Origin of the sequence: Sphingobium sp. B2D3C (assembly GCF_025961835.1) — a bacterium.
Taxonomy (GTDB): Bacteria; Pseudomonadota; Alphaproteobacteria; order Sphingomonadales; family Sphingomonadaceae; genus Sphingobium.
The window spans coordinates 1,664,194-1,688,932 of sequence record NZ_JAOQOK010000001.1; the positions used below are offsets into that span (position 1 = coordinate 1,664,194).

Annotated in this window: 27 protein-coding genes; 4 read left to right on the top strand and 23 right to left on the bottom strand. The window is 64.7% G+C overall.

Annotation, left to right across the window (positions count from 1 at the left end):
• Window positions 1-2 precede the first annotated feature (2 nt).
• The 5 genes from M2339_RS07730 to hemN form a co-directional block, all read right to left on the bottom strand.
• Window positions 3-386, bottom strand: a complete 384-nt coding sequence (locus M2339_RS07730) for a VOC family protein (RefSeq protein WP_181559349.1) — start codon at window positions 384-386, stop codon at window positions 3-5.
• Window positions 387-432: 46 nt separating this feature from the next.
• Window positions 433-822, bottom strand: coding sequence for a VOC family protein (locus tag M2339_RS07735; RefSeq protein WP_264587001.1), 390 nt, complete (start codon window positions 820-822; stop codon window positions 433-435).
• A 38-nt stretch (window positions 823-860) separates the two neighbouring features.
• Complete coding sequence (locus tag M2339_RS07740) at window positions 861-1,973, bottom strand: S-(hydroxymethyl)glutathione dehydrogenase/class III alcohol dehydrogenase (protein WP_264570027.1); 1,113 nt, start codon at window positions 1,971-1,973, stop codon at window positions 861-863.
• A gap of 98 nt (window positions 1,974-2,071) precedes the next feature.
• Window positions 2,072-2,770: a sulfite exporter TauE/SafE family protein gene (locus tag M2339_RS07745; protein ID WP_264587000.1), complete on the bottom strand. Its 699-nt coding sequence runs from the start codon at window positions 2,768-2,770 to the stop codon at window positions 2,072-2,074.
• A 3-nt stretch (window positions 2,771-2,773) separates the two neighbouring features.
• Complete coding sequence (gene hemN / locus M2339_RS07750) at window positions 2,774-4,096, bottom strand: oxygen-independent coproporphyrinogen III oxidase (RefSeq protein ID WP_264586999.1); 1,323 nt, start codon at window positions 4,094-4,096, stop codon at window positions 2,774-2,776.
• Between the two features lie 134 nt (window positions 4,097-4,230).
• Between hemN and M2339_RS07755 the strand changes: the two genes are divergently transcribed.
• Window positions 4,231-4,908, top strand: a complete 678-nt coding sequence (locus M2339_RS07755) for an OmpW/AlkL family protein (RefSeq protein WP_264586998.1) — start codon at window positions 4,231-4,233, stop codon at window positions 4,906-4,908.
• 246 nt (window positions 4,909-5,154) lie between these two features.
• Here M2339_RS07755 and ccoS read toward each other — a convergent pair whose 3' ends face one another.
• The 13 genes from ccoS to M2339_RS07820 all read right to left on the bottom strand — a co-directional run bounded on the left by ccoS (window position 5,155) and on the right by M2339_RS07820 (window position 17,381).
• Window positions 5,155-5,310 (bottom strand): cbb3-type cytochrome oxidase assembly protein CcoS, encoded by a 156-nt coding sequence (gene ccoS, locus M2339_RS07760; RefSeq protein ID WP_181559343.1) that lies wholly within the window; start codon window positions 5,308-5,310, stop codon window positions 5,155-5,157.
• On the bottom strand, window positions 5,307-7,463 hold the full coding sequence (locus M2339_RS07765) for a heavy metal translocating P-type ATPase (protein WP_264586997.1): 2,157 nt from the start codon (window positions 7,461-7,463) through the stop codon (window positions 5,307-5,309). Before M2339_RS07765 ends, ccoS begins: the two co-directional genes overlap by 4 nt.
• Complete coding sequence (locus M2339_RS07770) at window positions 7,460-7,915, bottom strand: FixH family protein (protein WP_264586996.1); 456 nt, start codon at window positions 7,913-7,915, stop codon at window positions 7,460-7,462. The genes M2339_RS07765 and M2339_RS07770 overlap by 4 nt, the downstream gene beginning before the upstream one ends.
• Window positions 7,912-9,372, bottom strand: coding sequence for a cytochrome c oxidase accessory protein CcoG (gene ccoG, locus M2339_RS07775; protein ID WP_264570020.1), 1,461 nt, complete (start codon window positions 9,370-9,372; stop codon window positions 7,912-7,914). Before ccoG ends, M2339_RS07770 begins: the two co-directional genes overlap by 4 nt.
• 150 nt (window positions 9,373-9,522) lie before the next feature.
• Window positions 9,523-10,470 (bottom strand): cytochrome-c oxidase, cbb3-type subunit III, encoded by a 948-nt coding sequence (ccoP, locus tag M2339_RS07780; protein ID WP_264586995.1) that lies wholly within the window; start codon window positions 10,468-10,470, stop codon window positions 9,523-9,525.
• Window positions 10,463-10,651 carry a cbb3-type cytochrome oxidase subunit 3 gene (locus tag M2339_RS07785; RefSeq protein WP_264586994.1) on the bottom strand — a complete coding sequence of 63 codons (189 nt, stop codon included), beginning with the start codon at window positions 10,649-10,651 and terminating at the stop codon, window positions 10,463-10,465. The genes ccoP and M2339_RS07785 overlap by 8 nt, the downstream gene beginning before the upstream one ends.
• Window positions 10,648-11,382, bottom strand: a complete 735-nt coding sequence (gene ccoO / locus M2339_RS07790) for a cytochrome-c oxidase, cbb3-type subunit II (RefSeq protein WP_181559337.1) — start codon at window positions 11,380-11,382, stop codon at window positions 10,648-10,650. Before ccoO ends, M2339_RS07785 begins: the two co-directional genes overlap by 4 nt.
• Before the next feature lie 12 nt (window positions 11,383-11,394).
• Window positions 11,395-13,062 carry a cytochrome-c oxidase, cbb3-type subunit I gene (ccoN, locus tag M2339_RS07795; protein ID WP_264586993.1) on the bottom strand — a complete coding sequence of 556 codons (1,668 nt, stop codon included), beginning with the start codon at window positions 13,060-13,062 and terminating at the stop codon, window positions 11,395-11,397.
• A 146-nt stretch (window positions 13,063-13,208) separates the two neighbouring features.
• Window positions 13,209-13,907, bottom strand: a complete 699-nt coding sequence (locus M2339_RS07800) for a Crp/Fnr family transcriptional regulator (protein ID WP_264586992.1) — start codon at window positions 13,905-13,907, stop codon at window positions 13,209-13,211.
• 109 nt (window positions 13,908-14,016) lie between these two features.
• A complete protein-coding gene (locus M2339_RS07805) occupies window positions 14,017-14,625 on the bottom strand; it encodes an NAD(P)-dependent oxidoreductase (RefSeq protein WP_181559334.1) in 609 nt (202 codons plus the stop codon).
• A gap of 133 nt (window positions 14,626-14,758) precedes the next feature.
• On the bottom strand, window positions 14,759-15,814 hold the full coding sequence (locus M2339_RS07810) for a hypothetical protein (RefSeq protein WP_264586991.1): 1,056 nt from the start codon (window positions 15,812-15,814) through the stop codon (window positions 14,759-14,761).
• Between the two features lie 17 nt (window positions 15,815-15,831).
• Complete coding sequence (locus M2339_RS07815; protein ID WP_264584813.1) at window positions 15,832-16,731, bottom strand: phosphotransferase; 900 nt, start codon at window positions 16,729-16,731, stop codon at window positions 15,832-15,834.
• Window positions 16,732-16,742: 11 nt separating this feature from the next.
• Window positions 16,743-17,381 carry an HAD family hydrolase gene (locus tag M2339_RS07820; protein ID WP_264586990.1) on the bottom strand — a complete coding sequence of 213 codons (639 nt, stop codon included), beginning with the start codon at window positions 17,379-17,381 and terminating at the stop codon, window positions 16,743-16,745.
• A 199-nt stretch (window positions 17,382-17,580) separates the two neighbouring features.
• Between M2339_RS07820 and M2339_RS07825 the strand changes: the two genes are divergently transcribed.
• Entirely contained in the window at window positions 17,581-19,473 is a 1,893-nt protein-coding gene (locus M2339_RS07825; protein WP_264586989.1) for a hypothetical protein, read from the top strand.
• Between the two features lie 2 nt (window positions 19,474-19,475).
• Here M2339_RS07825 and M2339_RS07830 read toward each other — a convergent pair whose 3' ends face one another.
• The 4 genes from M2339_RS07830 to fumC form a co-directional block, all read right to left on the bottom strand.
• Complete coding sequence (locus M2339_RS07830) at window positions 19,476-20,327, bottom strand: SDR family oxidoreductase (protein ID WP_264586988.1); 852 nt, start codon at window positions 20,325-20,327, stop codon at window positions 19,476-19,478.
• Window positions 20,328-20,350: 23 nt separating this feature from the next.
• The gene (locus M2339_RS07835; RefSeq protein WP_264570010.1) at window positions 20,351-20,533 is read right to left on the bottom strand and encodes a DUF3008 family protein; all 183 of its coding nucleotides are present in this window, start codon (window positions 20,531-20,533) and stop codon (window positions 20,351-20,353) included.
• A gap of 56 nt (window positions 20,534-20,589) precedes the next feature.
• The gene (locus tag M2339_RS07840; protein WP_181559327.1) at window positions 20,590-20,958 is read right to left on the bottom strand and encodes a PRC-barrel domain-containing protein; all 369 of its coding nucleotides are present in this window, start codon (window positions 20,956-20,958) and stop codon (window positions 20,590-20,592) included.
• A gap of 237 nt (window positions 20,959-21,195) precedes the next feature.
• Window positions 21,196-22,599 (bottom strand): class II fumarate hydratase, encoded by a 1,404-nt coding sequence (fumC, locus tag M2339_RS07845; protein WP_413714771.1) that lies wholly within the window; start codon window positions 22,597-22,599, stop codon window positions 21,196-21,198.
• 115 nt (window positions 22,600-22,714) lie between these two features.
• On the opposite strand from fumC, the gene M2339_RS07850 reads away from it, so the two are divergent.
• Window positions 22,715-23,713 (top strand): DNA topoisomerase IB, encoded by a 999-nt coding sequence (locus tag M2339_RS07850; protein WP_264586987.1) that lies wholly within the window; start codon window positions 22,715-22,717, stop codon window positions 23,711-23,713.
• Here the strand turns inward: M2339_RS07850 and M2339_RS07855 are convergent, their stop codons facing one another.
• Window positions 23,714-24,445 carry an extensin family protein gene (locus tag M2339_RS07855; protein ID WP_264586986.1) on the bottom strand — a complete coding sequence of 244 codons (732 nt, stop codon included), beginning with the start codon at window positions 24,443-24,445 and terminating at the stop codon, window positions 23,714-23,716. It lies immediately after the preceding gene.
• Between the two features lie 109 nt (window positions 24,446-24,554).
• On the opposite strand from M2339_RS07855, the gene M2339_RS07860 reads away from it, so the two are divergent.
• Window positions 24,555-24,737, top strand: a complete 183-nt coding sequence (locus tag M2339_RS07860; RefSeq protein WP_264572224.1) for a hypothetical protein — start codon at window positions 24,555-24,557, stop codon at window positions 24,735-24,737.
• Window positions 24,738-24,739: the final 2 nt, after the last annotated feature.

Below are 24,739 nucleotides of genomic sequence, written 5' to 3' on the forward strand. Positions count from 1 at the left end.
GATCAGGCGCCTTCAGGCAGCTGGCAGAAGACGCAGATCTTGTTGCCGGTCGGATCGCGCAGATAGGCGCCATAGGCATTGCCCGGCGCCTGCGGGCGCTTGCCCGGCTCGCCTTCGCTGGTGCCGCCATTGGCCACACCGGCAGCATGGAACGCGTCGACCTGATCCTTGTCGGCAGCGGCAAAGCCGATCGTGCCGCCATTGGCATGGGTCGCCGGCTCGCCGTTGATCGGCGAAATGATGCCGAAGGTGCCGCCATTGTGCGAATAGAAAGCGCGATCGCCGATGTTGTGGCCGGCGCCAGCGCCCAGTGCGCCGAGCACGGCGTCATAGAATTTCGCGCTCTGCGCGAGGTCCTTCGCGCCAACCATGATATGCGTAAACATTGTAACTCTCCTCTTGGTTACTCAAAATCCTGCGCGCACCGGAGCATCACTGGGGTTCGTCCCAGGCCGCGCAAAGCTTGTTGCCATCCGGATCGCGCAGATATGCGACCCAGATGCCCCGCCCCGTGGCGGGCGAAATCCGGTTCTCCGGCTCTCCCTCGCACGCCTGGCCGCCATGCGCCAGGCCGGCGGCATGCCAGGCCTTCACCGCCTCCGGTGAGGGCGCCAGAAAGCCGACGGTCCCGCCATTGGCATGGGAGGCCGGTTGGCCATCAATGGGGTGGCCAACGATGAACAGACCCCCGCCATCCCGATAGAGCAGCCGCCCCTTCGCATCGGCCTGCGCCGGCGCGATGCCCATCGCCGCGAACGTCGCATCATAGAAGAGGCGCGCCCGCCCGATGTCGTTGGTGCCGAGAACCAGATGCCTGAACATGGATGCCGCTCCTCAGCGCAACCGCCGCCCTGTGGACCTTAGAACACCACAACGGAGCGGATGCTCTTGCCGGCATGCATCAGGTCGAAGGCGGTGTTGATCTCTTCAAGGCCCATGACGTGGGTGATCATGGGATCGATCTCGATCTTGCCGGTCATGTACATGTCGACGATCTTGGGCACGTCCGTGCGGCCCTTGGCCCCGCCGAACGCCGTGCCGCGCCAGTTGCGGCCGGTGACGAGCTGGAACGGCCGCGTCGCGATCTCCTTGCCGGCCTCAGCGACGCCGATGATGATGCTGGTGCCCCAGCCGCGGTGACAGGCCTCGAGCGCCGTGCGCATCACTTCGGTGTTGCCGGTCGCATCGAAGGTATAGTCCGCGCCGCCGTCGGTCATCGCCACGATCTTCGCCACCACATCCTCGCGGCTCATGCCCTTGGAATTGAGGAAGTCGGTCATGCCGAACTTGCGGCCCCATTCCTCGCGATCCGGGTTGATGTCGACGCCGATGATCTTGTTGGCGCCAGCCAGGCGCGCACCCTGGATGACGTTGAGACCGATGCCGCCGAGGCCGAAGATCACGACATTGTCGCCGACCTGAACCTTGGCGGTGTTGATGACCGCGCCCACACCCGTCGTCACGCCGCAGCCGATGTAGCAGCTCGTCTTGAACGGCGCGTCCTCGCGGATCTTGGCAACGGCGATCTCGGGCAGAACGGTGAAGTTCGAGAAAGTCGAGCAGCCCATATAATGGTAGATCGGCTGGCCCTTATAGGAAAAGCGCGTCGTGCCGTCCGGCATCAGGCCCTTGCCCTGCGTCGCGCGGATCGCGGTGCACAGGTTGGTCTTGCCCGAGAGGCAGGACTTACACTGGCGGCATTCCGGCGTGTAGAGCGGGATGACATGGTCACCCGGCACCACGGAAGTGACGCCCGCGCCGACCTCGCGTACGATGCCCGCGCCTTCATGGCCGAGCACGCTGGGGAAAATGCCTTCGCTGTCGAGGCCGTCGAGCGTGTACGCGTCGGTATGGCAGATGCCCGTCGCCATGATCTCGACCAGAACTTCGCCCGCCTTGGGCCCTTCCAGATCCAGCTCGACGATCTCAAGCGGCTTCTTCGCCTCAAATGCTACCGCAGCCCGCGTTTTCATGCCCCATCTCTCCAGCAAGGAACGGCGCTCGCGCGCCAGTTGCCGCTTGTTGGAACCTGAGACTGATTCTTGCAACCCCGCCCAAGCCGGTCGAACGCTTATTTCGCGCGGCACAGGGCCAGCAGGCCGGCCTCCCCGGCACCGAGGCTGAGCAGCGCGCAGAGCAGGATCGCGAGGGCGGCGAGCGTCCGCACGCCGGGCTTGCGGGCCAGCCCGGCCAGCATCGTAGCGCCGCCCTGCACCGCCAGCAGCGCCGGCAGTGTGCCGATGCCAAAGCCCGCCATGACCAGCAGACCGCCGGTGAGCGACCCGGCAAAGGCCGCATATAGCAACGCACCGTAGACCATTCCGCACGGCATCATGCCCCAGCCAAAGCCGGTGGCGATCATGCGCAGGCGCGGCGGCAGCATCGATCGCGCCGCGCCTGCGACGGAAGCCGGCACATGCACCTGCCCCCGGATCGCGTGCCCGACCACAGCGGGGCTCGGCATAAGGCCCAGCATCGAGAAGCCGACCCAGGCGAGACTCATGGCCGCGGCCCAGCGCAGGAGCAGATGGCCGAGTGTCGCATCCAGCCCGCCCAGCGCCAGTGCACCAAGCGCGCCCGCCGCGCCGCCCATCACCATATAGGCACCGATACGACCGGCATGGAGCCGGGCTGCAAAGGCTGCGGGATGGTCCGCGTCCCCCTGCGCCTGGCCGAGCAGCAGCGCAATGCCGCCGCACATGCCGACGCAGTGCAGGCTGGAGGCAAAGCCGAGCAGCAATCCGCCGCCGAAGGTCCATGGATCGGCCATCGCTCAGATCGCGCTGCTGAACCGCTGCTGGGATAGGGCACGATGGCGGTCGAACAGCACTGCGACGGCGCGCCCATAAGGCCGGCCCTGTTCGGCGATGCGCAGGCTATTGCCCTCCAGCGTAGCGAGGCCTCGCTCCAAGAAGGGCGCGAGCCCGGCACGCAGGTCGGTCCGGTGCAGATCGGTGCCGACATCGGCAGCGCGGCCACAAAGCAGATCCTCGATGATCGCGCCGCGGCGCTGGTCATCCGCGTCGCGCAGGATGCCGCGCTCGCCGGTCAGGCGGCCGGCGCCGGCGCGCATCCGGTAGCGGCCGCTATTCTTGTCATTCTGGACGATGAGATGCGGAAACTGGCCGATGGCCGTCGCGCCGATGCCGATCAGCACATCGGCCCGATCCTCGGTGAAGCCCTGAAAATTGCGGCGCAGCGTGCCCTGCAGCTGCGCCTTGGCGAGATCGTCATGGGGCAGCGCGAAATGATCGAAGCCGACGGGCACGTAGCCCGCGCTAACCAGGCGATCATGCCCCAGCGCCGCCATGGCGAAGCGCTCGGTCTGATCGGGGAGATACGTCGCATCGATCCGCTTCTGGCGGGGCAGCATATGCGGCACATGCGCATAGCCGAACAGGGCGATCCTGTCCGGCCGCATAGCGATGGCCTCGTCCAGCGTCTGCTCGAGCAACGCGCGATCCTGCCCCGGCAGACCGTACATCAGATCGAAATTGATGGACCGCACGCCGTTGCTGCGCAGGCGATCAACCGCGCTGACGATGAGGTCGCGCGGCTGGACCCGCCCGATTGCGGCCTGAATGGCGGGATCGAAGGTCTGCACGCCAAGGCTGGCGCGTTTGGTGCCGGAGACGCCCAGCGTCATCGCCCAGCGCTGGTCGAATCCGCGCGGATCGATCTCGACCGAGAGCACCGGCGCGCCACAGTTGAAGGCCAGCATCATCTCATCGACCAGCCGGGCAAACTCCAGCGGCGGGATGGCATTGGGGCTGCCGCCGCCAAAGGCGATGCGCTCGACGCGGGCGCGTCCGCCGAGGCGCTGGGCGACAGTGCGAATTTCGGCATGAAGCGCATCGAGATAGCTGGTCAGCCGCTGCGCCTTGTTGGAGCGCCCGGTGTTGCACCCGCAATACCAGCAGATCTCCTCGCAAAAGGGGATGTGCACATAAAGCGAGACGGGTTGCCCCGGCTGCACCGCATCCAGCGCATGGCCGAGATAGGCCTCTCCCACCCGCTCCGTGAACTCGGCCGCCGTCGGATAGCTGGTGTAGCGCGGCACCGGCCGGGCGAGCAGATCGGGATAATAGGACCACATGGAAATGGCTCTACTTTGTCGGGCCTTGGCTGCCCTTGACCTCGATCAAGCCAAGTCTTGCGCTGGGTCAATGAGCGGCGCCCACCCCAATCCTAATGAGCGATGCAGGTTCAGGGAAAGAAAGGAAAGAACCCATGAATGCTCGTTTATTCAGCTGTGTCGCCGGTCTTGCGATGCTCGCTGCCCCCGGGGTCGCGCAGGCGCAACAAGGCAAGGTGCAGGTCAAGCTGATGGCAACCGGCGTGCTGCCGAATGGCAAGATCGACACGGTGAAATCCGCCACGGTGACGCTGCCTGCCGGCACGGACACCGCCGCCAGCGACAATTGGGTGCCGACCGCCGCAATCGAATATTTCCTGAGCGATGCCGTCTCGGTAGAGACGATCTGCTGCATGACCGCGCACCATGTGGATGGCGCGGGCGCGATCAAGGGCGTCAACCGGCTGCTCGATGACATCAAGATCGTGCCGGCGACGGTGACGCTCAAATATCACCTCAACGCCGGCCCCATCAAACCCTATATCGGCGCCGGGCCGAGCTACTTCTGGGTGGTGGATTCCAAGGTGGGCGCGGGCGGCACCGCCGCGCTTGGCGCCGCGAGCGCCAAGCTCAAGAGCAAGGTGGGCTTCGCGCTGCAGGCCGGCGTCGACATTCCGGTGAATGATACGGGCCTTGGCATCTCCTTCGACGCCAAGCGCTACTTCGTCCGGCCGACTGCCGAATTCTACAATGCCTCCGGCGCCACCGTGCTGGCGACCCGGCACGAACTCGATCCCTGGGTGGTGAGCGGCGGCGTCAGCTACCGCTTCTAAGCCCAGTTACCGGCACGCGCCGGCAAGGCGGGTCTGCTCCTCCCTCTCCCGGAGCAGGCCCGTTTTTTTTGTGTTCGAATCCCGACCGTTCGGGCTGAGTAGAGTCTGAGGTGCGCCGTAGGCGCATATCGAAGAGCGGTATCGAAGCATCGCAGCGCACGGGCTAGTCCTTCGATACGCCGCTTCGACAAGCTCAGCAGCTACTCAGGACGAACGGCGGTCACTGTCCGTAAAGTCGCAGCTTCGCTACGACGCCGGCTTATCCTGATCCTCGATCAGAATGCGCATGGCAGCGCCGTCCGGATCATCGAACTGGCCATTGCGCAGCGACCACATGAACGCGACGAGGCCGGTCAGGCCGAGCAGCAGGGCGACGGGGATGAGGAAGATCAATCCGTTCATTTGACAGCCCAGCGCAGACGGAGGGAATTGGCCACCACGATGAGCGAACTGCTCGACATCGCGACGGCGGCAATCAGCGGCGTGACATAGCCGGCAATCGCCAGCGGCACAGCCAGCGCATTATAGCCGATGGCCAGACCGATATTCTGCCGCACGATGCGCATGGTGGCGCGCGAGGCCCGCACCGACTTGGGGATACCCGAGAGGCTGTCACCCAGAAACACGATGTCCGCCGCCTGCTGGCCGACATCGCTCGCCGAGCCGGGCGCCATGGAGACATGGGCCGCGGCAAGTGCCGGGCCGTCGTTCAGTCCGTCGCCGACCATCAAAGGCTTGTGCCCCGCCTCGGCCAGCGCCTGCAGCCGCGCCAGCTTGTTGGCCGGGCGCATCCCGCCTTCCGCCGGCACGCCAAGCTGACCGGCAAGCAGTTGCACCGCCTCTTCCCGGTCCCCCGACATGATCGCAGGCGGCAGACCAAGGGCGCAGAGGTCCGCCAGCGCCCGCGCCGCATCCGGACGCAGCGCGTCAGCGAAGTGGATAATGTGGCGGCGCCCATTCCCCAGCTCCAACGCCACAGCCATGGTCGGATCGTTGCTCGCGCCGGCCTGGTCGCTCAGGTCCTGCGGTGCCGGCTTGCCCATCGCGACAGCCTGCCCGTGCCAGAGCGCGCGAACGCCCTCGCCCGGGATATCCTCGACGTCAGTGAGAACCGCCGGGCCGACATGCTCGCCGCCCAGCGCCTGCCGGAGCGCCACCGCGAGGGGATGGCGGCTGGTCATGGCCAGCGCGCGGGCAATGCTCCGCTCCTCCTCGTCCAGCGCCTCGACACCGAAGGCGCGCGGGCGACCGAGCGTGAGGGTGCCGGTCTTGTCGAACAGCGCCTGATCGGCCTGCGCGAGGCGTTCCAGCGCGCTGCCATCCTTGACCAGCAGCCCCGCCCGCATCATCGCGCCGCAGACGACCACCTGCGCCACCGGCACGGCGAGGCCCAGCGCGCAGGGGCAGGTGATGATCAACACGGCGATGGCAACCAGCAACGATTGGTGCCAACTCGCCCCGGCGATTATCCAGGCGGCAAAGGTGATGGCGGCGAGCAGATGCACTACCGGCGCGTAAAGCCGCGAGCATTTGTCGGCGAGGCGGACATAGCGGGACTTGGCCTGGCCGGCGCTTTCCATCAGCCGGGCAATTTCGGCAATCGCTCGCCCCTCACCCACGGCGGTCACGCGCAGCGTCACCGGGCCATCTAGATTGAGCGTGCCGGCGGTCGCCCTGTCGCCCGCGCGCAGCGTGACAGGCGCGCTTTCGCCGGTGAGCAAGGAGAGATCGAACCGGCTGCTGCCCTGCTCGATTACGCCATCCGCCGCGAGCCGCTCGCCGGCGGCGACCAGAACGCGGTCGCCCACGGCCAGCGCATCGGCCGCGACCCATTGGCTCGCGCCATCCTCGGCCAGCCGCATGGCACCGGGCGCGGTGCGGCGTACCAGCGCTTCGGCTCCGCTGGCGGCGCGCGCGCGCATCATTTCATCCAGCACCCGGCCGGCGAGCAGGAAGGTGAGCAGCATCAACGCGCCATCGAACCAGGCATGGCGACCGCCGATGATCGTCTCGTAGAGGCTCATCGAGGTCGCCAGAATGACGCCGATGGAGATCGGCACATCCATATTGGTCGAACCCGCCCGCAGCGCCTTGAAGGCCGAGCGGAAGAAGGGCTGGCCCGCATAGGCCACCGCCGGGATGGCGATCAGCGCCGAGATCCAGTGGAACAATTTGCGCGCACTGCCATCCGCCCCGGACCAGACCGAGACCGAGAGGAGCATGACGTTCATCGCCGCAAAGGCTGCGACGGCAAGAGCGCGGATCAACTTACGCAGCGCCTGGCTGCGCTCATGCGCCGCCGCGCTGTGGAGCGGTTGCGCCTCGAACCCGATCGCGTCGAAGGCGCGCAGCAGGTCCGGCTCGGCCAGATCGGCGGCATGCGAGACGATCACGGTCTTGGCCGAGAAGTTCACGCGGGCGGCGTGGACTCCTGGCTGCAATGGCAACAGCCGCTCGATCTTGGAAATGCAGCCGGCGCAATGCATGTCCGGCACGGCGAGGCGGGTTTCCACCGCATCCGCCGACCAATCGGGCCTTCGCGCCACATAGGTCATGACAGATCGACCACCCGGTTGATCTCCCGCCCGTGGGCGCGGGCCCGCACATGGACGATCCAGCGGCCCTGCGGCAAAGGCTGCAGGCTCTCATACACGCCATCGCCGAGCGCCCGGAACTGCAGCGCGATATCCGGCTTGCGGCCGAGCGGGTGACGCGCGGTGGCGGTCAGCGCCACATCGTTCATCGGCGCATTCGCACTGCGCAGCGTCGCGCTCAGCCGTGTCTCCGCAGTCCGATTCAGCGTGAGCACCCAGCCCAGCGCATTTTCGGCGCGCGCCTGCGCCAGCCATTTGTTGAACTCCTGGCTGGCGACATAACTGTTCTGCACCACCAGCCCGCCGAATGTGGAGCTTGCGAGGAAGGCCATGGTGAAATTGACGGCCATGACCACGCCGAAAAAGCTGACGAGAATGACGGTGATGTGCCGTCCGGTGAACTTGCGGGTCATTGGCCTACCTCCGGTCGAACAAAGCTCTCATCATCCTGCGCCGCCTCTTTCTGCTCGTCGAGCGTGCGCAGCGTGAAGGCGAAATCCTGGCGGGCAATGCCCTGCGCCGGCGCAACCACATGCACGCGTTCCTTGAGCACCTGATCGGGCGGCACGTCGATTTGCAGGGTCCGGCTCGCCTGATCGCGGGTCTGCCCCTCACGCCACATCAGCGCGCCGTCCAGCCCATCGAGGCCGATGGCCATAGGGCGCGCGCGGCTCTGCATGTTGCGCACCTTGATCAGATAGCTGTTGCGGATCGACCCGTCGGACAGGCGGACATAGACCGGATTGCGCTCCGCATTGGCCGCGATGTCGATGCGCGAACGCACGCCCAGCGCGAACAGCATGGCGAGGCCAATGCTCGCCCAGATCGCGAAATAGGCAATTGTGCGCGGACGAAAGAGGCGCTTGCGCACGGGCGCCGGCGCCTCACCCTTCATTTCGGCCTCGCAGTCGATCTCCGTGGCATAGTCGATCAAGCCGCGCGGGCGGCCGATCTGCGCCATCACCTTGTCACAGGCATCGACGCACAAGGCGCAGGTGATGCACCCGATCTGCGGCCCCTCGCGAATGTCGATCCCGGTCGGGCAGACCTGCACGCATTGCAGACAGTCGATGCAGTCCCCGGTCGGCAGCCCTTCGTCCTGCGCCTTCTTCAGCCCCTTGGTGCGGGGCTCGCCGCGCCAGTGCTTGTAGGTGACGATGAGCGATTTCTCATCTGTCATTGCGGTCTGGATGCGCGGCCACGGGCACATGTAGATGCACACCTGCTCGCGCATGAAGCCGCCGAAGATGAAGGTCGTCATGGTCAGCACGAAGGTGGTGCCATAGGCGACGAACGGCGCCTGCCCGGTCCAGAACTGGTGTTGCAGCGTCGGCGCATCGGCAAAGTAGAAGATCCACGCGCCGCCGGTCAGGAACGAGATGACCAGCCAGACCGCCCATTTGCGCAGCCGCTTCCAGACCTTCATCGGGGTCCAGGGCGCTTTCTCCAGCCTGATCTGCGCGTTGCGATCGCCATCGAGGAAGCGCTCGACATGCTGGAACAGATCGGTCCAGACGGTCTGCGGGCAGGCATAGCCGCACCAGGCGCGGCCGACGGCCGAGGTCACCAGAAACAGGCCGACGCCCGCCATGATGAGCAGGCCGGCGACATAATAGAATTCGTGCGGCCAGATCTCGATGCCGAACATGAAGAAGCGGCGATTGGCGAGATCGACCAGCACCGCCTGATTGGGCGCGTGCGGCCCGCGATCCCAACGGATCCAGGGCGTGGCCCAATAGATCGTCAGGGTGACGGCCATCACCAGCCACTTGAAGCGGCGGAACGGCCCATCGACCTGCTTGGGGAAGACCGACTTGCGCTTGGCGTAGAGGCTTTCCGCTGGCGCGGTAACATCATTCACGGGGGACATGGCAGCGTCCGTTGTTGGCGTCTTCGGCATCAGATTGCCTCCGATCGATCTTCGCTTAGGCGCAGTCGGCTCAAACGACATTGAGCAGGATCAACGAAATGAACGGCAGCCGGCCCCTCCCCGACGCGCGAAGGAAGGGCCGGCTCCGCCTTATGGTGTTGCGGCGTTGGCCTGCGCCTCCGGTGCCCCGGCAGCCTGAGCGGCAATCTGCGCTGCGACGGGCGTCGCCTCGCCGCCGCCAAGGCCGTGGACGTAGACGGCCAGCATGCGGATCGTCGCCTTGTCGAGCGCATGGCCCCAGGCGGGCATCACACCCCGACGGCTGTTCGTCACCGTCTGGGTCAGCGTCTCGCGATCGCCGCCATAGAGCCAGATCGGGTCGGTCAGGTTCGGCGCACCGAATTCACGCAGTCCCTTGCCGGCCGGGCCGTGGCAAACCGCGCAATTCTGTTGGAACAGCACGTCGCCACGCCGTGAGGAAGCGCTGGCCTTCTCCTGCCCGCTGATCACGCGGACATGGCTCACTACATCCTGAACCTGCGTGCCGGTGAGAATGCCGTCCTTGCCGAAGGCGGGCATCAGGCTGATGCGGGTCTTCGCCTCGTCCGGATTCCGCACGCCATGGGTGATCGTATATTCGATCGATTGCAGGTCGCCACCCCACAGCCAGTCGTCATCCACCAGATTCGGATAGCCCTTGGCGCCTGCAGCGCCCGAGCCATGGCACTGCACGCAATGCACCTTGAACGCGGCTGCCCCCCCCTGCATCGCCGCTTCCATCAGCTTTGGCTGGGCGACCAGCTTCTCGATGGGCGTGGCAGCGATGGCCGAGAGGATCGGCGTGCGGCGCGCGGTCTCGGCGTCCATCACCTGCTGGAGCTGCCCACGGCTGGACCAGCCGAACAGCCCCTTGCTGGCTTCATGCGCGAAGGGAATAGCGGGATAAACCACCACATAGCCGATCGCGAACACGATCGTTGCGTAGAAAGTCCAGACCCACCAGCGCGGCATGGGGGTGTCGAGTTCCTCGATCCCGTCCCATTCATGGCCGACGGTCTGGGTGCCGGTCGGCGCGTCGATGCGTTTCTTCTCAGCCATGGTTGTTCTTCCTGTCATGGGCTGCAGCCTCGCCATCTTCGGCGAAAATCAGGTGCGCGGCGTCCTGGTTGCTCCGGCGCGAGCCGGGACGGAACGCCCATGCGCACAGGCCGAAATAGAGCACCACCATTGCCGAAAGCCCGTAGCTGTCCGCGAAGTGGCGCAGATCATTATAGATCATCGCTCCACCTCCTGCGGCGCGGCGCTATCCAGATCGACAAGCGTGCCGAGCATCTGGAGATAGGCGACGAGGGCGTCCATCTCGGTCAGCTTGGCCGGATTGCCGTCGAAATCGCGGGCCTGCGCCTTGGGGTAGCGCTTGAGGAGATCGGCAGTGTCGGCCTCGGGATCGGCCTGCGCCATCAGATCGGCATTCGCCTTCTTGATGTCCTCATCGCTATAGGGCACGCCCACCCGGCGCTGCGCCGTGAGATGGGCCGTCATGTCGCCTGCCTTCAGCTCACGCTTGGTGAGGAAGGCATAGGTCGGCATGATCGATTCCGGCACGACGCTACGCGGATCGATGAGGTGCTGGACGTGCCACTCATCCGAGTAGCGCTTGCCGACGCGCGCCAGGTCCGGCCCAGTCCGCTTGGAGCCCCACTGAAATGGGTGGTCATACATGCTCTCGGCGGCGAGGCTGTAATGGCCGTAGCGCTCCACCTCGTCGCGGAACGGGCGGATCATCTGCGAGTGGCAGTTGTAGCAGCCCTCCCGCATGTAGATGTTCCGGCCCGCAAGCTCCAGCGGCGTGTAGGGACGCATCCCCTCCACCTTCTCGATCGTGTTGTCGATCCAGAAGAGCGGTGCGATCTCCACGATGCCGCCCACGGTAACCGCGGCGAAGGCAGCGACGGCAAGGAGCGTGACGTTCCGCTCCAGCTTCTTGTGCTTCTGTGCAAAGCTCGACATGGTTTTCCGTCCTTATTCCGCGGGAACCGCAGCAGGTTTGTGAGTGATCGGCCGGTCCTTCGCGGCGTCATAGGCAGCGTCGCTCATCGGCGCTTCGACGCGCTGGTGGCCGAGGATGGTGCGCCACACATTGATGGTCATGCACACCGCGCCCGAGAGGTAGAGCAGTCCGCCAAAGGCGCGCAGTACGTACATCGGGAACATCGCACGGACGGTGTCCGAGAAGGCGTAGACGAGGTAACCGTCCGCGCCATATTCCCGCCACATCAGGCCCTGCATGATGCCGGCGACCCACATCGCCGAGGCGTAGAAGACGATGCCGACGGTCGCGAGCCAGAAGTGCCAGTTGACCATGCGCAGCGAGTAGAGCCGGTTGCGGCCCCACAGACGCGGGGTGAGATAGTAGATCGCCGCGAAGGTGATCATGCCGTTCCAGCCGAGCGCGCCCGAGTGAACGTGGCCGATGGTCCAGTCCGTATAGTGCGAGAGGCTGTTCACGCTCTTGATCGAGAGCATCGGCCCTTCGAAGGTGCTCATGCCGTAGAAGGCGAGCGCCATCACCATCATGCGGATGATCGGATCGGTGCGCACCTTGTCCCATGCCCCGTTCAGCGTCATCAGGCCGTTGATCATGCCGCCCCAGCTCGGCATCCACAGCATGACCGAGAAGACCATGCCCAGCGTCTGCGCCCAGTCGGGCAGCGCGGTGTAGTGGAGGTGGTGTGGGCCGGCCCAGATGTAGAGGAAGATCAGCGACCAGAAGTGGATGATCGACAGGCGATAGCTGTAGATCGGCCGCTCGGCCTGCTTGGGCACGAAATAATACATCATCGCCAGGAAGCCGGCGGTGAGGAAGAAGCCTACCGCGTTATGGCCATACCACCACTGGGTCAGCGCATCCTGCACGCCAGCAAAGGCGCTATAGCTTTTGGAGCCAAGCAGGCTGACCGGCATCGACAGGTTGTTGACGATGTGGAGCATCGCGATGGTAAGGATGAAGCTCAGGTAAAACCAGTTGGCCACATAGATATGCGGCTCGCTGCGCTTGACGATCGTCCCGACGAACACCGCGAGATAGGCGACCCAGACGATGGTGAGCCACAGGTCGACATACCATTCGGGCTCGGCATATTCGCGCGCCTCGGTGATGCCGAGGAGATAGCCGGTCGCGGCGAGCACGATGAAGAGCTGGTAGCCCCAGAAGACGAAGCGCGCGAGCGAGGGGAAAGCAAGCCGGGCGCGGCAGGTGCGCTGCACGACATAGAAGCTCGTCGCGATCAGGGCATTGCCACCGAAGGCAAAGATCACTGCCGAGGTGTGCAGCGGCCGCAAGCGCCCGAAGCTGGTATATTCCAGCCCCAGGTTGAGCGCGGGGAAGGCAAGCTGCAAGGCAATGTAGAGCCCGGCGAGAAAACCGGCCATGCCCCAGAACACCGTGGCGATAACGCCCCAGCGTACCGGATCGTCATCATACTGCCCCTGATCGGGCATGCGCAGAATGCCGCGCGCCATGCCGCCCCAATCGGCGGAGCGAAGCGTCCCCATCATGGCGAGCAGCGCCGCAAGCGACGCAATGACCATGTGGATGGCAAATCCGGAATCCACGGCGAGCGCGGAGGCGAGCATCGCGAGAATGGCGAGCAGGAGCCAGCCTCCCGCCTTCATTGTTAGACCGGTCATAGAAACCCCTTGAGCAGCACAGTCCTCGGACTGTGCTGTCGCTGTGGATCAGCGGGGGCTCGGCATCATTGACATGGGTCAACGGGAAGAGTGCGGTGAGCGGGTGGCCGGCGCGCCACGATGCGCGCCGACGAGGAGCGCGGTGCTCAGCCGTTGCCGGCTTCGGCCTCCATGGAGTCATGATCGAGTATGACGACAGTCCGCCGATCCGGCAGATCAATGATCCCGGCCTGGCGCAGCCGGGTGAGCTGGCGACTCACGGTCTCGATGGTGAGGCCCAGCAGATCGGCCATCTGCTGCCGGGTGAGCGGCAGTTCGAAGCGCTCGACAAGATCGCTGCCGCTACAGCTCGCGTCGGCAAGCCGTTGCGCCATTTCGAGCAGGAAGGTCGCGACACGCTCTCCGGCGCTCTTGCGCCCGAGCAGCAGCATCCAGTGACGCGCGCGATCCAATTCGGTGAGGGTCCGTTGGAGCAGCTTGTGCTCCAGCTCCGGATGCGTGCGGGCGAAATCGTCGAAGGACGAGCGCGTAAACAGGCACACCTGCGCATCGCACAGGGCAGTGACGCTGTGCTGAGTCGTGCTGCCAAACGGACGCCCGATGAAATCGGACGGATAGACAACGCCGACGATCTGTTCGCGGCCGTCCGCTGTCGAGGTGGACAGCTTGAGCACCCCGTCGATCACATTGGCGACCAGCAAGCTGTCATCGCCTTCCCACATCAGCGTCTGCCCGCGATGCACGGGCACGCGACGACCGATCTTGTTGAGTACCTCCAGCTCGGAGGCATCCAAAGATGAGCAGATCGCGCGGTTCCGCACGACACATTGTTGGCAGCTAGTCACCGCGACTCTTTACAGCAGTCGTCGAGACTTTCCAACGGCCTAAGCAGGCCATCTGTGCCAAAGACATATTGAACGCCCCGGCCCTCACCCTTCGTGGAAGACACCGTCGTCAGTAGCCGACGGTGAACCGCATGTTCTTGTGCTTGGGCGTCTCGATCTCGTCGATCATCGCGACGGCGAAATCCTCATAGCTGATCGAGCTTTTGCCATCCGGCGCCGTCAACAGCGTCTCGGTGCCGAGGCGGAAGGTGCCAGTGCGCTCGCCCGGTCCGAACATCATGGCCGGCGACAGGAACGTCCAGTCAAAGCCCGGTCCTGCCTTCAGCTGGTTGAGGAAATCGCGCGCTGGCGCGGCCTCGACCTTGATGAAGTCCGGGAAACCCGGCGTATCGAGCAGCACCACGCCATCCTCGGTCTGCAGGCTCGCCGCGCCGCCGACCACCAGCAGCCAGCACCCGGCCTTGCGCGCCACAGCGAACACATTGTCCGCATCCAGCGACTTGAACGGCATGGAGAGAATGACCGCATCATGGCCGGCAATCTTGCTCGCCATGTCGTCGACATCATTGATGTCGGCCTTCACCCACGTCACGCCCTCGCGCGGCGCTTGGGTGTCTGCGCTGCGCGAAATGCCGGTGACACTGTGCCCGCGACTCACGGCCTCATCGACCAGACGCTGGCCTGCATTGCCAGTGGCACCCATGATTGCGATCTTCATGCCTGCATTCCTCTCTTATCGGGCACATCGCGCGCCTAGCCCGCGACACCCAAATTGACTTTGCCTATTCTAAGGGCCTGTTCTTAGGGTCAAGCCGGACAAAGGCAAGAGACCAGCGCGGGGTTTCCCGACGTCAGCGATCAACGGCCAGCTTTTCCGCCATGTTCGGGTCATCCGCAGCAATCTCCACAGCATGGGAGGTGCGGAACGGCTGGTTGGAATGCGGCGCAGTCAGCAGCGTCCATTGCGCCAGATCGCAGCCGAGCAGCAGCGGCCGCTCAGGCAGGCCAGCGGCGGCGAGCTGGCTCTTGGTCAGCGCTTCCAGCTCCTGCGGACGGATGGAGAGATAGAAGATCTTCTGCCCCTCCGCCGCCAGCTTCTGCACCGTCTCGATCGCCACCGGATTGGGCTTCACTTCCTCGAAACCCGGCTTGAAGAACAGCGACCCCTGCTCGAACAGGAAGCCATCGACGCTGATGAAGAACACCCGGTGGCCCTGCAGATATTCGCGCCACTCATGGACCGTCCCCCAGTCCTGATACTGCTTGATCCGCTGGATGCGGAACACCGAGCCCTGCATCGCCAGATAGCCGATAATCTCGGAGAGATAGAGCTCGCCGGCGGACAGGCGCGGCTGGCCCATCAGCTCGTCATAGGCCATCAAAAACTCGCGCGGACTGGAGAAATAATAGCCGCCGACGCTGAACAGATCGGAGATGACCTGCTTTTCGCGGAAATTGACGATCACATCTTCCTGATCGACCTGAACATAGCTCTTGTTCTGCGGATTGACCTGGCTGAAGCTGCTGAGCGACGCGACGCAGACGTAGTTGTACGACTGATAGAGGTGCGGCACCTCGAAATAATTGTCGCTGTCCTTCACCATGAAGGGTTCGTCGATGCCGCTCTTGAGCAGCGTCTGGGCAACCGTTTCCGACTGGCTGCGCGTCGGCTCGTCCAGAATGACGCAATTGACCTTCTGCCCAAAGGCGGCGCGCAGACCTTCCTGAGCCTGGAAGCGCTCTTCATGCTCACGCAGGATCGTGAAGATGAAATCATCAACATTGGCGCCGAGCCCCTGCACCGCCTTGAAGACCATAGGCAGGCCATCATTGTCGGGCAGCATCCACTTGGGCGCCATGTTGGGGAAGCGGGAGGAGCGGCCGGCGCAGGGTACGATGATCTTCATGGGTCTTCTCTCTCGCGTCAAAGATTGTCCAGGGCAGCGCGGCCGCATTCGGCCACCCGCCGGGCAACGAAGGCCCGGTCCTCGTTGGTCTTCGCATAAGGCAGGATGCGCGCGAAGGTGAGGCCGAGCAGGATGTAATGGCGTGCAGGATAGGCCGGGTCCAGCGCGGTCGCGGCGGCATGGAAGCGTTGGCGCAGCCACCATGTCACGCCCCGTGCCAGCGGCCGGCCGCGATGGGCGTGCCAAAGCCCCTCGCACTCCTGAAACAGCTTGGACCAGTCGATCCAGACATGGTCGAAGGGCGATGTGATCGTGTCGATCAGCCACAAGGCGCCGCGCCGGTCGACGAGGATGTTCTCGAAGGTCAGATCGCCATGCGCAGCCGTGGGCTTCTCGTCCGCCACCAGCACATCCATGCGCCGCGCCGCCTCCACCAGAGGGGCGAGCGCTGCCTCGTGCATCGCGCCAGTCTTGTCGGCGATCTGCTGCAGTTTCTCCACCAGCAGGCTCTTGCGCGGGGCGAGTGGCGGCTGGCTCACCGGCACCGAAACCGCCAGGCGGCTCATCAGCCGCTCCACGCGGTCGGCGAAATCGGCGACATTATCAAAGGTGCCATTGGAGAGAAAATTAACCGCATCGCGCGACGGGATGAACGCCATGTCGAAATAGAACAGTCCGTCCTGCTCGCCCATGTCGAGCACCTCGGGCATCCCGGCACAGCCTTCCACAAGCCCGGCCAGCGCCTGCTGCCGCACCGCCTGATCGCGCAACGACCCGTTGGCATCGACAAGATTGGCTGCCTTGCGCACGAAGGGCTGCCCGCCATCACGGACCAGCGCCACGGTCGCGCCGGAAAAGCCGGAGAGCGGAATGACCTCGCGGAACATCCGCAAAGCCGGGTGGCTGTCGAGGGTCAACTCTGGTCCTGTCATGATTTGCCCGGCCGATGGATGACGCCGGCTTGGGTCACGTCGATGACAGTCATGCCCGCGGCAAGGCCGGACGCGATCCCGACCGGCGTATCCTCGAACACGAGGCAGCGTGCGGGCGCCACGCCCAGTAACGCCGCGCCGGTGAGATAAGGTTCGGCATGCGGCTTGCCTTGCGCCACATCATCGCCGCTCACCACGGCGCCGAAATGGGGGCGCCACGCCATCGTTTCCAAGATCGCTTCCACGCCGTCCCGGTTGCCCGACGACACCAACGCCATGGGGATCGTGCCGGCATGACGCGCCAGCAAGTGTGAGGCGGTCAGGGCCGGCGCCTTCTCCTGCCGCAGCACGGTCTTGAAATGCGCCTTCTTCTCGGCATGGAGGGCGGCGATCATCGCATCGTCGATCTCGCCCATGCCCGCCGCTTCCGCAAAAGCCGGGATCGCGATCCGAGCGGGCGGGCCGACATTTGCAAGATAATCATCCATGGTGAAGCGATAGCCGCGCGCATCGAACACGGCTGCGTAGGCGAGCCCGTGGAGCGGCATGGTATCGACCAGCGTGCCATCCAGATCGAACAGCAGGGCGTCGTAAGCGGAGAGGTCCACGCCGAGCGGCCATGGCTCCACGGACATGTCCGGCGTCATTTCCCGTCCCGCGACTTAACTAAAACGACCATCGACCTTCAAATAACCCCCTGCAATCGACGCACATCTATCGCGCTGGCGAGCATTCTCTCAGCTGGCCGTCATGCGAATGTGGAAATGGGTTGAATTCTTAATCCGAAATCTTGCTAGGTTGAACGCGCGCGCCATTGGCCATCGAGGAAAACCCGTGAAGTCTGTAAATGGAAAACCTGCAAGCGAGTTCCTCGACGATCGGCTTGCCGCAGCCAAAGAATTGACCGAGGCCTCAAACTATACCCCTGCCCTGGAGATTTACGAGGCAATATTTAAGGAGGGCATAACGGCCCACCGCGCCTTTGAGGGCGCCGGGCGCGCGGTGACCGGCGCGCTGATGGACGAGGCTTTGCCGACGGACTGGGGTCGGGAGCGGCTGGACGATCTCCTCCGCATCCTCGTCCTTGAGCGCGATCGCGACGGCACGCCCCCTGCCCTGTGCGCGCGGATCGCAGCAGCCCACGCGGGCGGCAATCAGCGCGTGCTCAAGAAGGCGGCCGAGCTTCTTCGGCCCGTTCTGACAGCTTTGTGGGATGAGGGCGCGCGCGACCGCGGCTTTTTGATCGCCGTGCTGCTGCTGCGCCACCCCCTGCAGGGCTGGCAGGACGAAGCCGCGATCTCGCGCTGGCATCTCGACCTGCTGCCGCAATTGGATCGGCACGAACTCAGCCTGCCCTATAATGGCATGTTCGATGCGGTGCATTTTCAGCGCAACATCGCCGATCTGGCCGGTCTCGCGGAGAACACGCCGCCCGATGCGCTGGTACGTCGGTTCCCCGCCTGGCAATTGCTGCTCTTCCTGTGGATTACGGGATCACGCCGTGCAGACGCACAACTTGCCGCATGGCTGGCGGCCTATCGCAGCGCATATCCGGGCGGTGCAACCGATGAGGACGATGGCGCGGCGGTGCGCTCTCTGGCGCTGCGCTGGGCGGTTTCGCCGGACGGCCCCACGAGCGCAGCGGCAGTCACGACGGCCCTCGGTCCGGACCTGGCCGCGCTGGCGCAGCCGGGCCTCAAGCTGCGCTCGACTGCTAATCGCGCGCGGTCGAACGCAGCGCTTGCCCGGCTGGACTCCAGGCCGTGGCAGGCCGCCGCCTTCGTGGAGGACAAGGTCACCGGCAAGGCGCCGTTCCTCACGCTCGGGCGGCGCCGTCCGCGCATTGCTGTGTGCGTTTCGGGCCAGCTGCGTGGCTACCGCGCGGCCTTACCGACCTGGCAGGCCAGCTTGCTGCGGGACGCGGACTGCCAATTCTTCATCCATAGCTGGAGCAAGATCGGGCGCTCGGGCGCAGAGCCGTTCCGCGCTTATCTGCCCTTTGCCGGCGAAGCCTTTTGCGAGGCGTGGCGCCTGCACGCCGGGCGCATCGGCATGCCCGGCATGGCCGAGCGCTACCCCGCGCTGTTCGCCGCGCTGGCGGATGGCGGGGTCGTCAGCAAGGCTGAACTCGAAGCCTGTTATAGCACCGTGCATGTGGCGCTGGAGGACGATAGCGACCCGGATTTTGCGGGTTGGTCCAACCCCCGCAAGATGCATTACAAGCTCAAGGCCGCATCGGACATGGCGATCGCCCGAGGCGACGAATTCGATCTCATCCTGCGTATCCGCCCGGACAAGGTCATCGGCGCGAAAGCCTTCCGCTGGAGCGACGCCTTGGCCGCTTGCCGGGCGACGCCCACGCTGCTTGCCGATGCGGCGATGGGCCATCAATATGGCACACTCATGATCGGGGATCAGGTCGCGCTTGCCAGCGCCCCGACCATGGCGGTCTATGCCGAAACGCTGGACATCGCGCCGCGCTTTCACGAGATGGCGCTCTATGATGCCAAGCCGGATTTGATGGGTCATGTCAGCCTTGCCCAGACCTGTTGGTATGCCGGCATCACCGTGGCCAGATTGCCGGCCCAGATGGGCAAGTTGATGGAAGCAGCGCCGATGGCGAGCAGCGCCATCTGCGCTGCCCTTGAGCAGGACGCTGCCAGCCGTCACGACGCTGTGGACAAGGCTTTGCTCACAGCGGCGCGAACGGACAGGCAGAGGCGCTGAACTCAGGAGCCGACGACCATCCCGCCATTGGGGTGGAGCACCTGCCCGCTCATATAGCTGGAATCCTCGCAGGCGAGGAACAGGAAGCACGGCGCGACTTCGTTCGGCTGGCCCGGGCGACCCATCGGCGTGCTCTCGCCGAAATGCGCGAGTTTCTCCTTGCTGGCACCGCCGAACGGGTTGAGCGGCGTCCAGATCGGCCCCGGCGCCACGGCGTTGACGCGAATGCCCTTCTCGATGAGATTTTCGCTGAGCGAGCGGGTGAACGCCGTGATGGCGCCCTTGGTGCTCGAATAATCGAGCAGTTCCTTGGAGCCCTGATACATCGTGACGGACGTGCAGTTGACGATCGCCGCGCCCTCGCGAAGATGCGGCATCGCCGCCTGCACGACGAAGAACATCGAATAGATATTCGTCTGGAAGGTCCGCTTGAGCTGTTCCTCGGTGATGTCTTCGATCGACTTGTCCGGGTGCTGCTCGCCGGCATTGTTGACGATGATGTCGAGACGCCCGAACGCGCCCACGGTGCGATCGATCAGGTCCTGACAGACAGCCTTGTCACCCAGATCGCCCGCGAACACGAGCGCGCGAGCGCCTTCCTGTTCGACCAGCTTTTGCGTCTTGGCGGCGTCTTCATGCTCGCACAGATAAGCGATGGCGACATCGGCGCCTTCACGCGCGAACAGCACCGCGACCGCGCGGCCGATCCCGCTATCCGCCCCGGTCACGACCGCGACCTTACCTTTCAGTCGGCCCGACCCCGGGTAGCGCGGCATGAATTCCGGCTGCGGATCGAGCTTATGCTCGTCACCGGGCAGATTGTCTTCGTGGATCATGTCGATTGTGTCAGTCATGGATCATTCTTCCGTTCAGCACGTCACTTGACGTGGTCCGGCTTGCCCTTGCGGCTGCCGGAGGCAAAATCCTCAAGCTGGCTCTTGCTCATCGAGTCATACATCTCGCGTGAGGCGCCCTTGAGGTCGGATTTGGTGCTGTCACCGCGTTTGGCAGACAAAGCTGCCCCGGCGGCTTTCTGCTGCGCTTTGGATTTGGCTGGCATGTAAGCCTCCAAATTAAAAGGCCGCCCGTTCGTGCCGGGCGGCCTGTGCCTGTCGATCAGACGAAGGGATAAGGGATCCCCCAATATCCGTAGACCTGCCGGCCGTAGCCATGGTCGTAGACGGGGTCTTCCTGCGCATATCGCGGCGCGCCTTCGAGACGGGATTTCTCGATGTCGACGACATAGCCGCCATATTCGGTATCATAATCGAGCATGTCCCACGGCAGCGGATAATAATCGCTTCCGAGGCCGAACAGCCCGCCGAACGACATCACGGCATATTCAGCCTTGCCGCTGCGCTTATCGACCATGAAGTTGCGCACCGTCCCGAGCTTCTCGCCCTGTCGATTGTACACCGTCGTGCCCTCGACCTTGTCGGAGGAGATGAGGCGCTGAGTTTCGTCAATTGCGATTTCGGTAGCCATGAGCCTGGTCCTCTTCCTGTTGAAGGTAGGCCTCGATCCACGGAAGGGGTTTGCCGATCCAACCGGGACCAAGGTGCCAATGCCGGACTATGCCGGCCCTGCGTCTTGAGGCGGCGCGTCAGCGCGACGCCATCTGCCAAACCAACGGCCAGATAGCGCAGGGGTTCCGGGTAAAGCGGCAAACCGATCGACAGCGAGTCACGCCGTGTCGCATCGGCGTCCAGAAGGCCGGTTCGGTCAGATCATGGACTGCGGCTGCACCAGACGATCGAAGGTCGCCGCATCGACAAGCCCGAGCGCAGAGGCCGCCTCGCGCAGGCTCAGGCCCTGCTCATGGGCATATTTGGCAATCTTGGCGGCGTTGTCATAGCCGACCTCGGGGGCCAGGGCAGTGACCAGCATCAGCGAGCGCTCGACCAGGTCTGCGATGCGCGCCTCATTGGGCACGATGCCTTCCACGCAGCGCTCGGCAAAGCTCTCCATTCCCGTGCTCAGCAGATCGATGGAACGCAGGATCGCCGCACCGATCATCGGCTTGAAGACGTTGAGTTCGAGATGCCCCTGCAAGCCACCGACCGTCACGGCCTGATGATTGCCGATCACCTGTGCGGCAACCATCGTCAACATCTCGCACTGGGTGGGATTGACCTTGCCGGGCATGATCGAACTGCCCGGCTCATTGGCCGGCAATTCCAGTTCGCCCAGCCCCGAACGCGGCCCTGAACCCAGCAGGCGAATATCATTGGCGATCTTGGTCAGCGCGACGGCAAGTGTCGCCAGCGACCCGGAGAGCTGGACCAGCGGATCGTTGGAGGCCAAGGCCTCGAACTTGTTGGGCGCAGTCCTGAACGGAAGATCGGTCAACGCCGCAATCTGCTTGGCCACCGCCTCGCCGAACCCTTGCGGCGCATTCAGGCCCGTACCGACCGCCGTGCCGCCCTGCGCCAGCGGCATCAGCTCGTCTTCCAGGGCGCGGGAGAGACGGCTGCGGCAGTTATACAGTTGCTGGGCATAGCCGGAGAACTCCTGCCCGAGCGTAAGCGGCGTCGCGTCCTGCAGATGCGTCCGGCCGATCTTGACAATGCCGGACCAAGCCTTCGCCATCGCGCCGAGCAGATCGGCAAGATGATCGAGCGCGGGCAGCAGCCGTTCGACCAACCCGCGGGCCGCCGCAATGTGCAGCGCCGTCGGGAAGCTGTCGTTGGACGACTGGCTCATATTGACATGGTCATTGGGATGAACGGGCGCCTTACCGCCGCGCTGACCGGTCAGCGCCTCGTTGGCCCGGCCGGCGATCACCTCGTTCACGTTCATGTTGGTCTGGGTGCCGCTGCCGGTCTGCCAGATGACCAGGGGGAACTGATCGTCCAGCTTGCCGGCCACGATCTCTGCCGCCGCCGTCTCGATGGCATCGGCGATGTCCGGGGCCAGTCCGTGCGCGCGATTCACATGCGCGGCAGCGCTTTTCACGATCGCCAGCGCATGGACGATGCCGATCGGCATTCGCTCAGCCGGGCCGAACGGAAAATTCTCGATGCTGCGCTGCGTCTGGGCGCCCCAATAGGCCGCATCAGGCACGTCGATGGGGCCCAGGCTGTCGCGTTCTTCCCGCATCTTCGTCACCGGTTTCTCCACTGTCATCTGCCGGGCCTGTCTACGTACGCCGCCGGCTGGGTCCAAACCCACAGCTTGCGCGTTGTGCGCTCGTCCATGCCCATGGACAAGCCCCGTGGATAGACAAGGAGCGGCCCCGAGTATGACACACGCGCTGATTTTCGTCGACGACAGCATGCCGGGCATCGGCCGCCGACCGAGTGGAAAACGCGGCTGGGCCTATTTCGATGCGGAAGGCCAACGTATCAAGGATCGGGCGGAGATCGACCGGCTCAACCGCATCGGCCTGCCGCCGGCATATACCGACGCTTGGTTTGCGCCCAATGCCCATGCCCATATTCTGGCAACGGGCATCGATGCGCGCGGGCGCAAGCAATATCGCTACCACCCGGATTTCACGGCCGAGCGGGACGCCCGCAAATATGAGGGTTGCGCCGCGTTCGGCGCGCTGTTGCCGCTGCTGCGCCGCCGGGTGGAGGATGATCTGGCCGGGCGCGGCCTGACCGCCGAGCGGGCCATCGCTTCGGTCGTCCAGCTGCTCGACAGCGGCCGCATCCGCGTGGGGAACGAGGCCTATGCCAAGAACAATCGCAGCTTTGGCGCCACCACCCTGCGCCGGCGCCATGCCAAGGTCACCGGCAGCCGCCTCACCCTGCGATTCAAGGCCAAGTCGGGCAAGCTGAGCGAAGTCAGCATGACGGACCGCCGCCTCATTCGCTTCGTTCGCCAGATGCAGGATCTGCCGGACCAGCACCTCTTCCAGTATCTGCGCGACGACGGCACCGCCTCACCGGTCTCCTCATCGGATGTGAACGGCTATCTGCGCGAGACGATGGGCGCGGATTTCACTGCCAAGCACTTCCGGACATGGCGGGCGAGCGTGCTCGCGTTCGACTGGCTGCTCCACGAGCAGGAGGTCTCCACCCTCACGGCGATGCTGACCCATGTCTCGGAACATCTGGGCAATACGCCGGCCATAGCCCGCAAATCCTACATCCACCCCAATCTCGTCGCCCTTGCGCGCGACGGGGCGAGCGAATTCCGCAAGCAAACGCGCCTGCCGCGCCAGACCAAATGGCTCAGCCGCCCAGAACGCGGCCTGATCGCCTGGCTGGAAGAGGAGCAGGTCGAGACCGGCTGATCAGCGGCAAACGCCCCAGCTGACCCCGCCCCGATCCGCCTGATCGAAGTGGAAGTGATCGGCATGCTGGCGGTTATAATCCGGCGAGAGCACGGTAGAGAACAGGCGGCATGCGCCATCGCGCACGGTTCGCAGGAACGCGGCCTCTTCGCCCTCCCCTTCCCAATCCCGCAGCACCGAGATCCGGCGACCGTCGCTCAGCACGAAGCCGGCGATGTCCAACGCATTGGCGGTAGCATGTTCGCTCCACGCACCTTCGCCGCTCCCGTACATCCGCCGGCAACTATAGCTGCCCAGATGCTCGATGCGCACCACAGACGCCCCGAGGATTTGCTGCGCGGCAGGCTGGACAACCTGCCAGGTCCAGAGCGCGGTGGCGGCCATAATGGTACAGGCCGGGGCCACGTCCGTCGGCGAAAGGGCGAGCATGTCCTGCCCCGCCGCGAGGCGGGTGGCGGTCGTGACTCGGCATTGGTCGCTGCCGGAAGCCGGCACCGCCGTCGTCTCCACCCCGGCGCGATGCAGCAAGGCGCGACATCGCGGCGCATCATCCCGCAATCCCGAGAGCTTGTGCCGCGTGAACAGGCCGATCGGCTGATCCAGCGAAAGCGGCGTCCAGGGGAGATCCTGCGGGGCCGGACGGAACAGCGCGAACGCCAGCAACGCTGCCAGAATCAGAACGCCCGCCCAGACGAGCCAGCGGATCGCGCGATAAAAACCGGATGCCTTCATAGCTGCCTAACGCGGCAGGACGCGTTCCGCTTCCGACAGGGCCATGCAACTGCTGGCGCACGCAGGCGTTGATCGATCAGACGACAAGGAAATCACGAAAGGATTTGAGATGTCGATGCCCGAAGACCCCAAGACGAAAACCGAGACGGACGAAAACCCCGAGGTCCGCGATGCCGGGCCGGATGCGATGAAGCACAAGCCCGCCCCGGGCAAATGGGACGAGATTGACGAAGCCTCGGACGAGTCCTTTCCCGCCAGCGACCCGCCAGCATTCCAGCCGTCGATAACCTGACG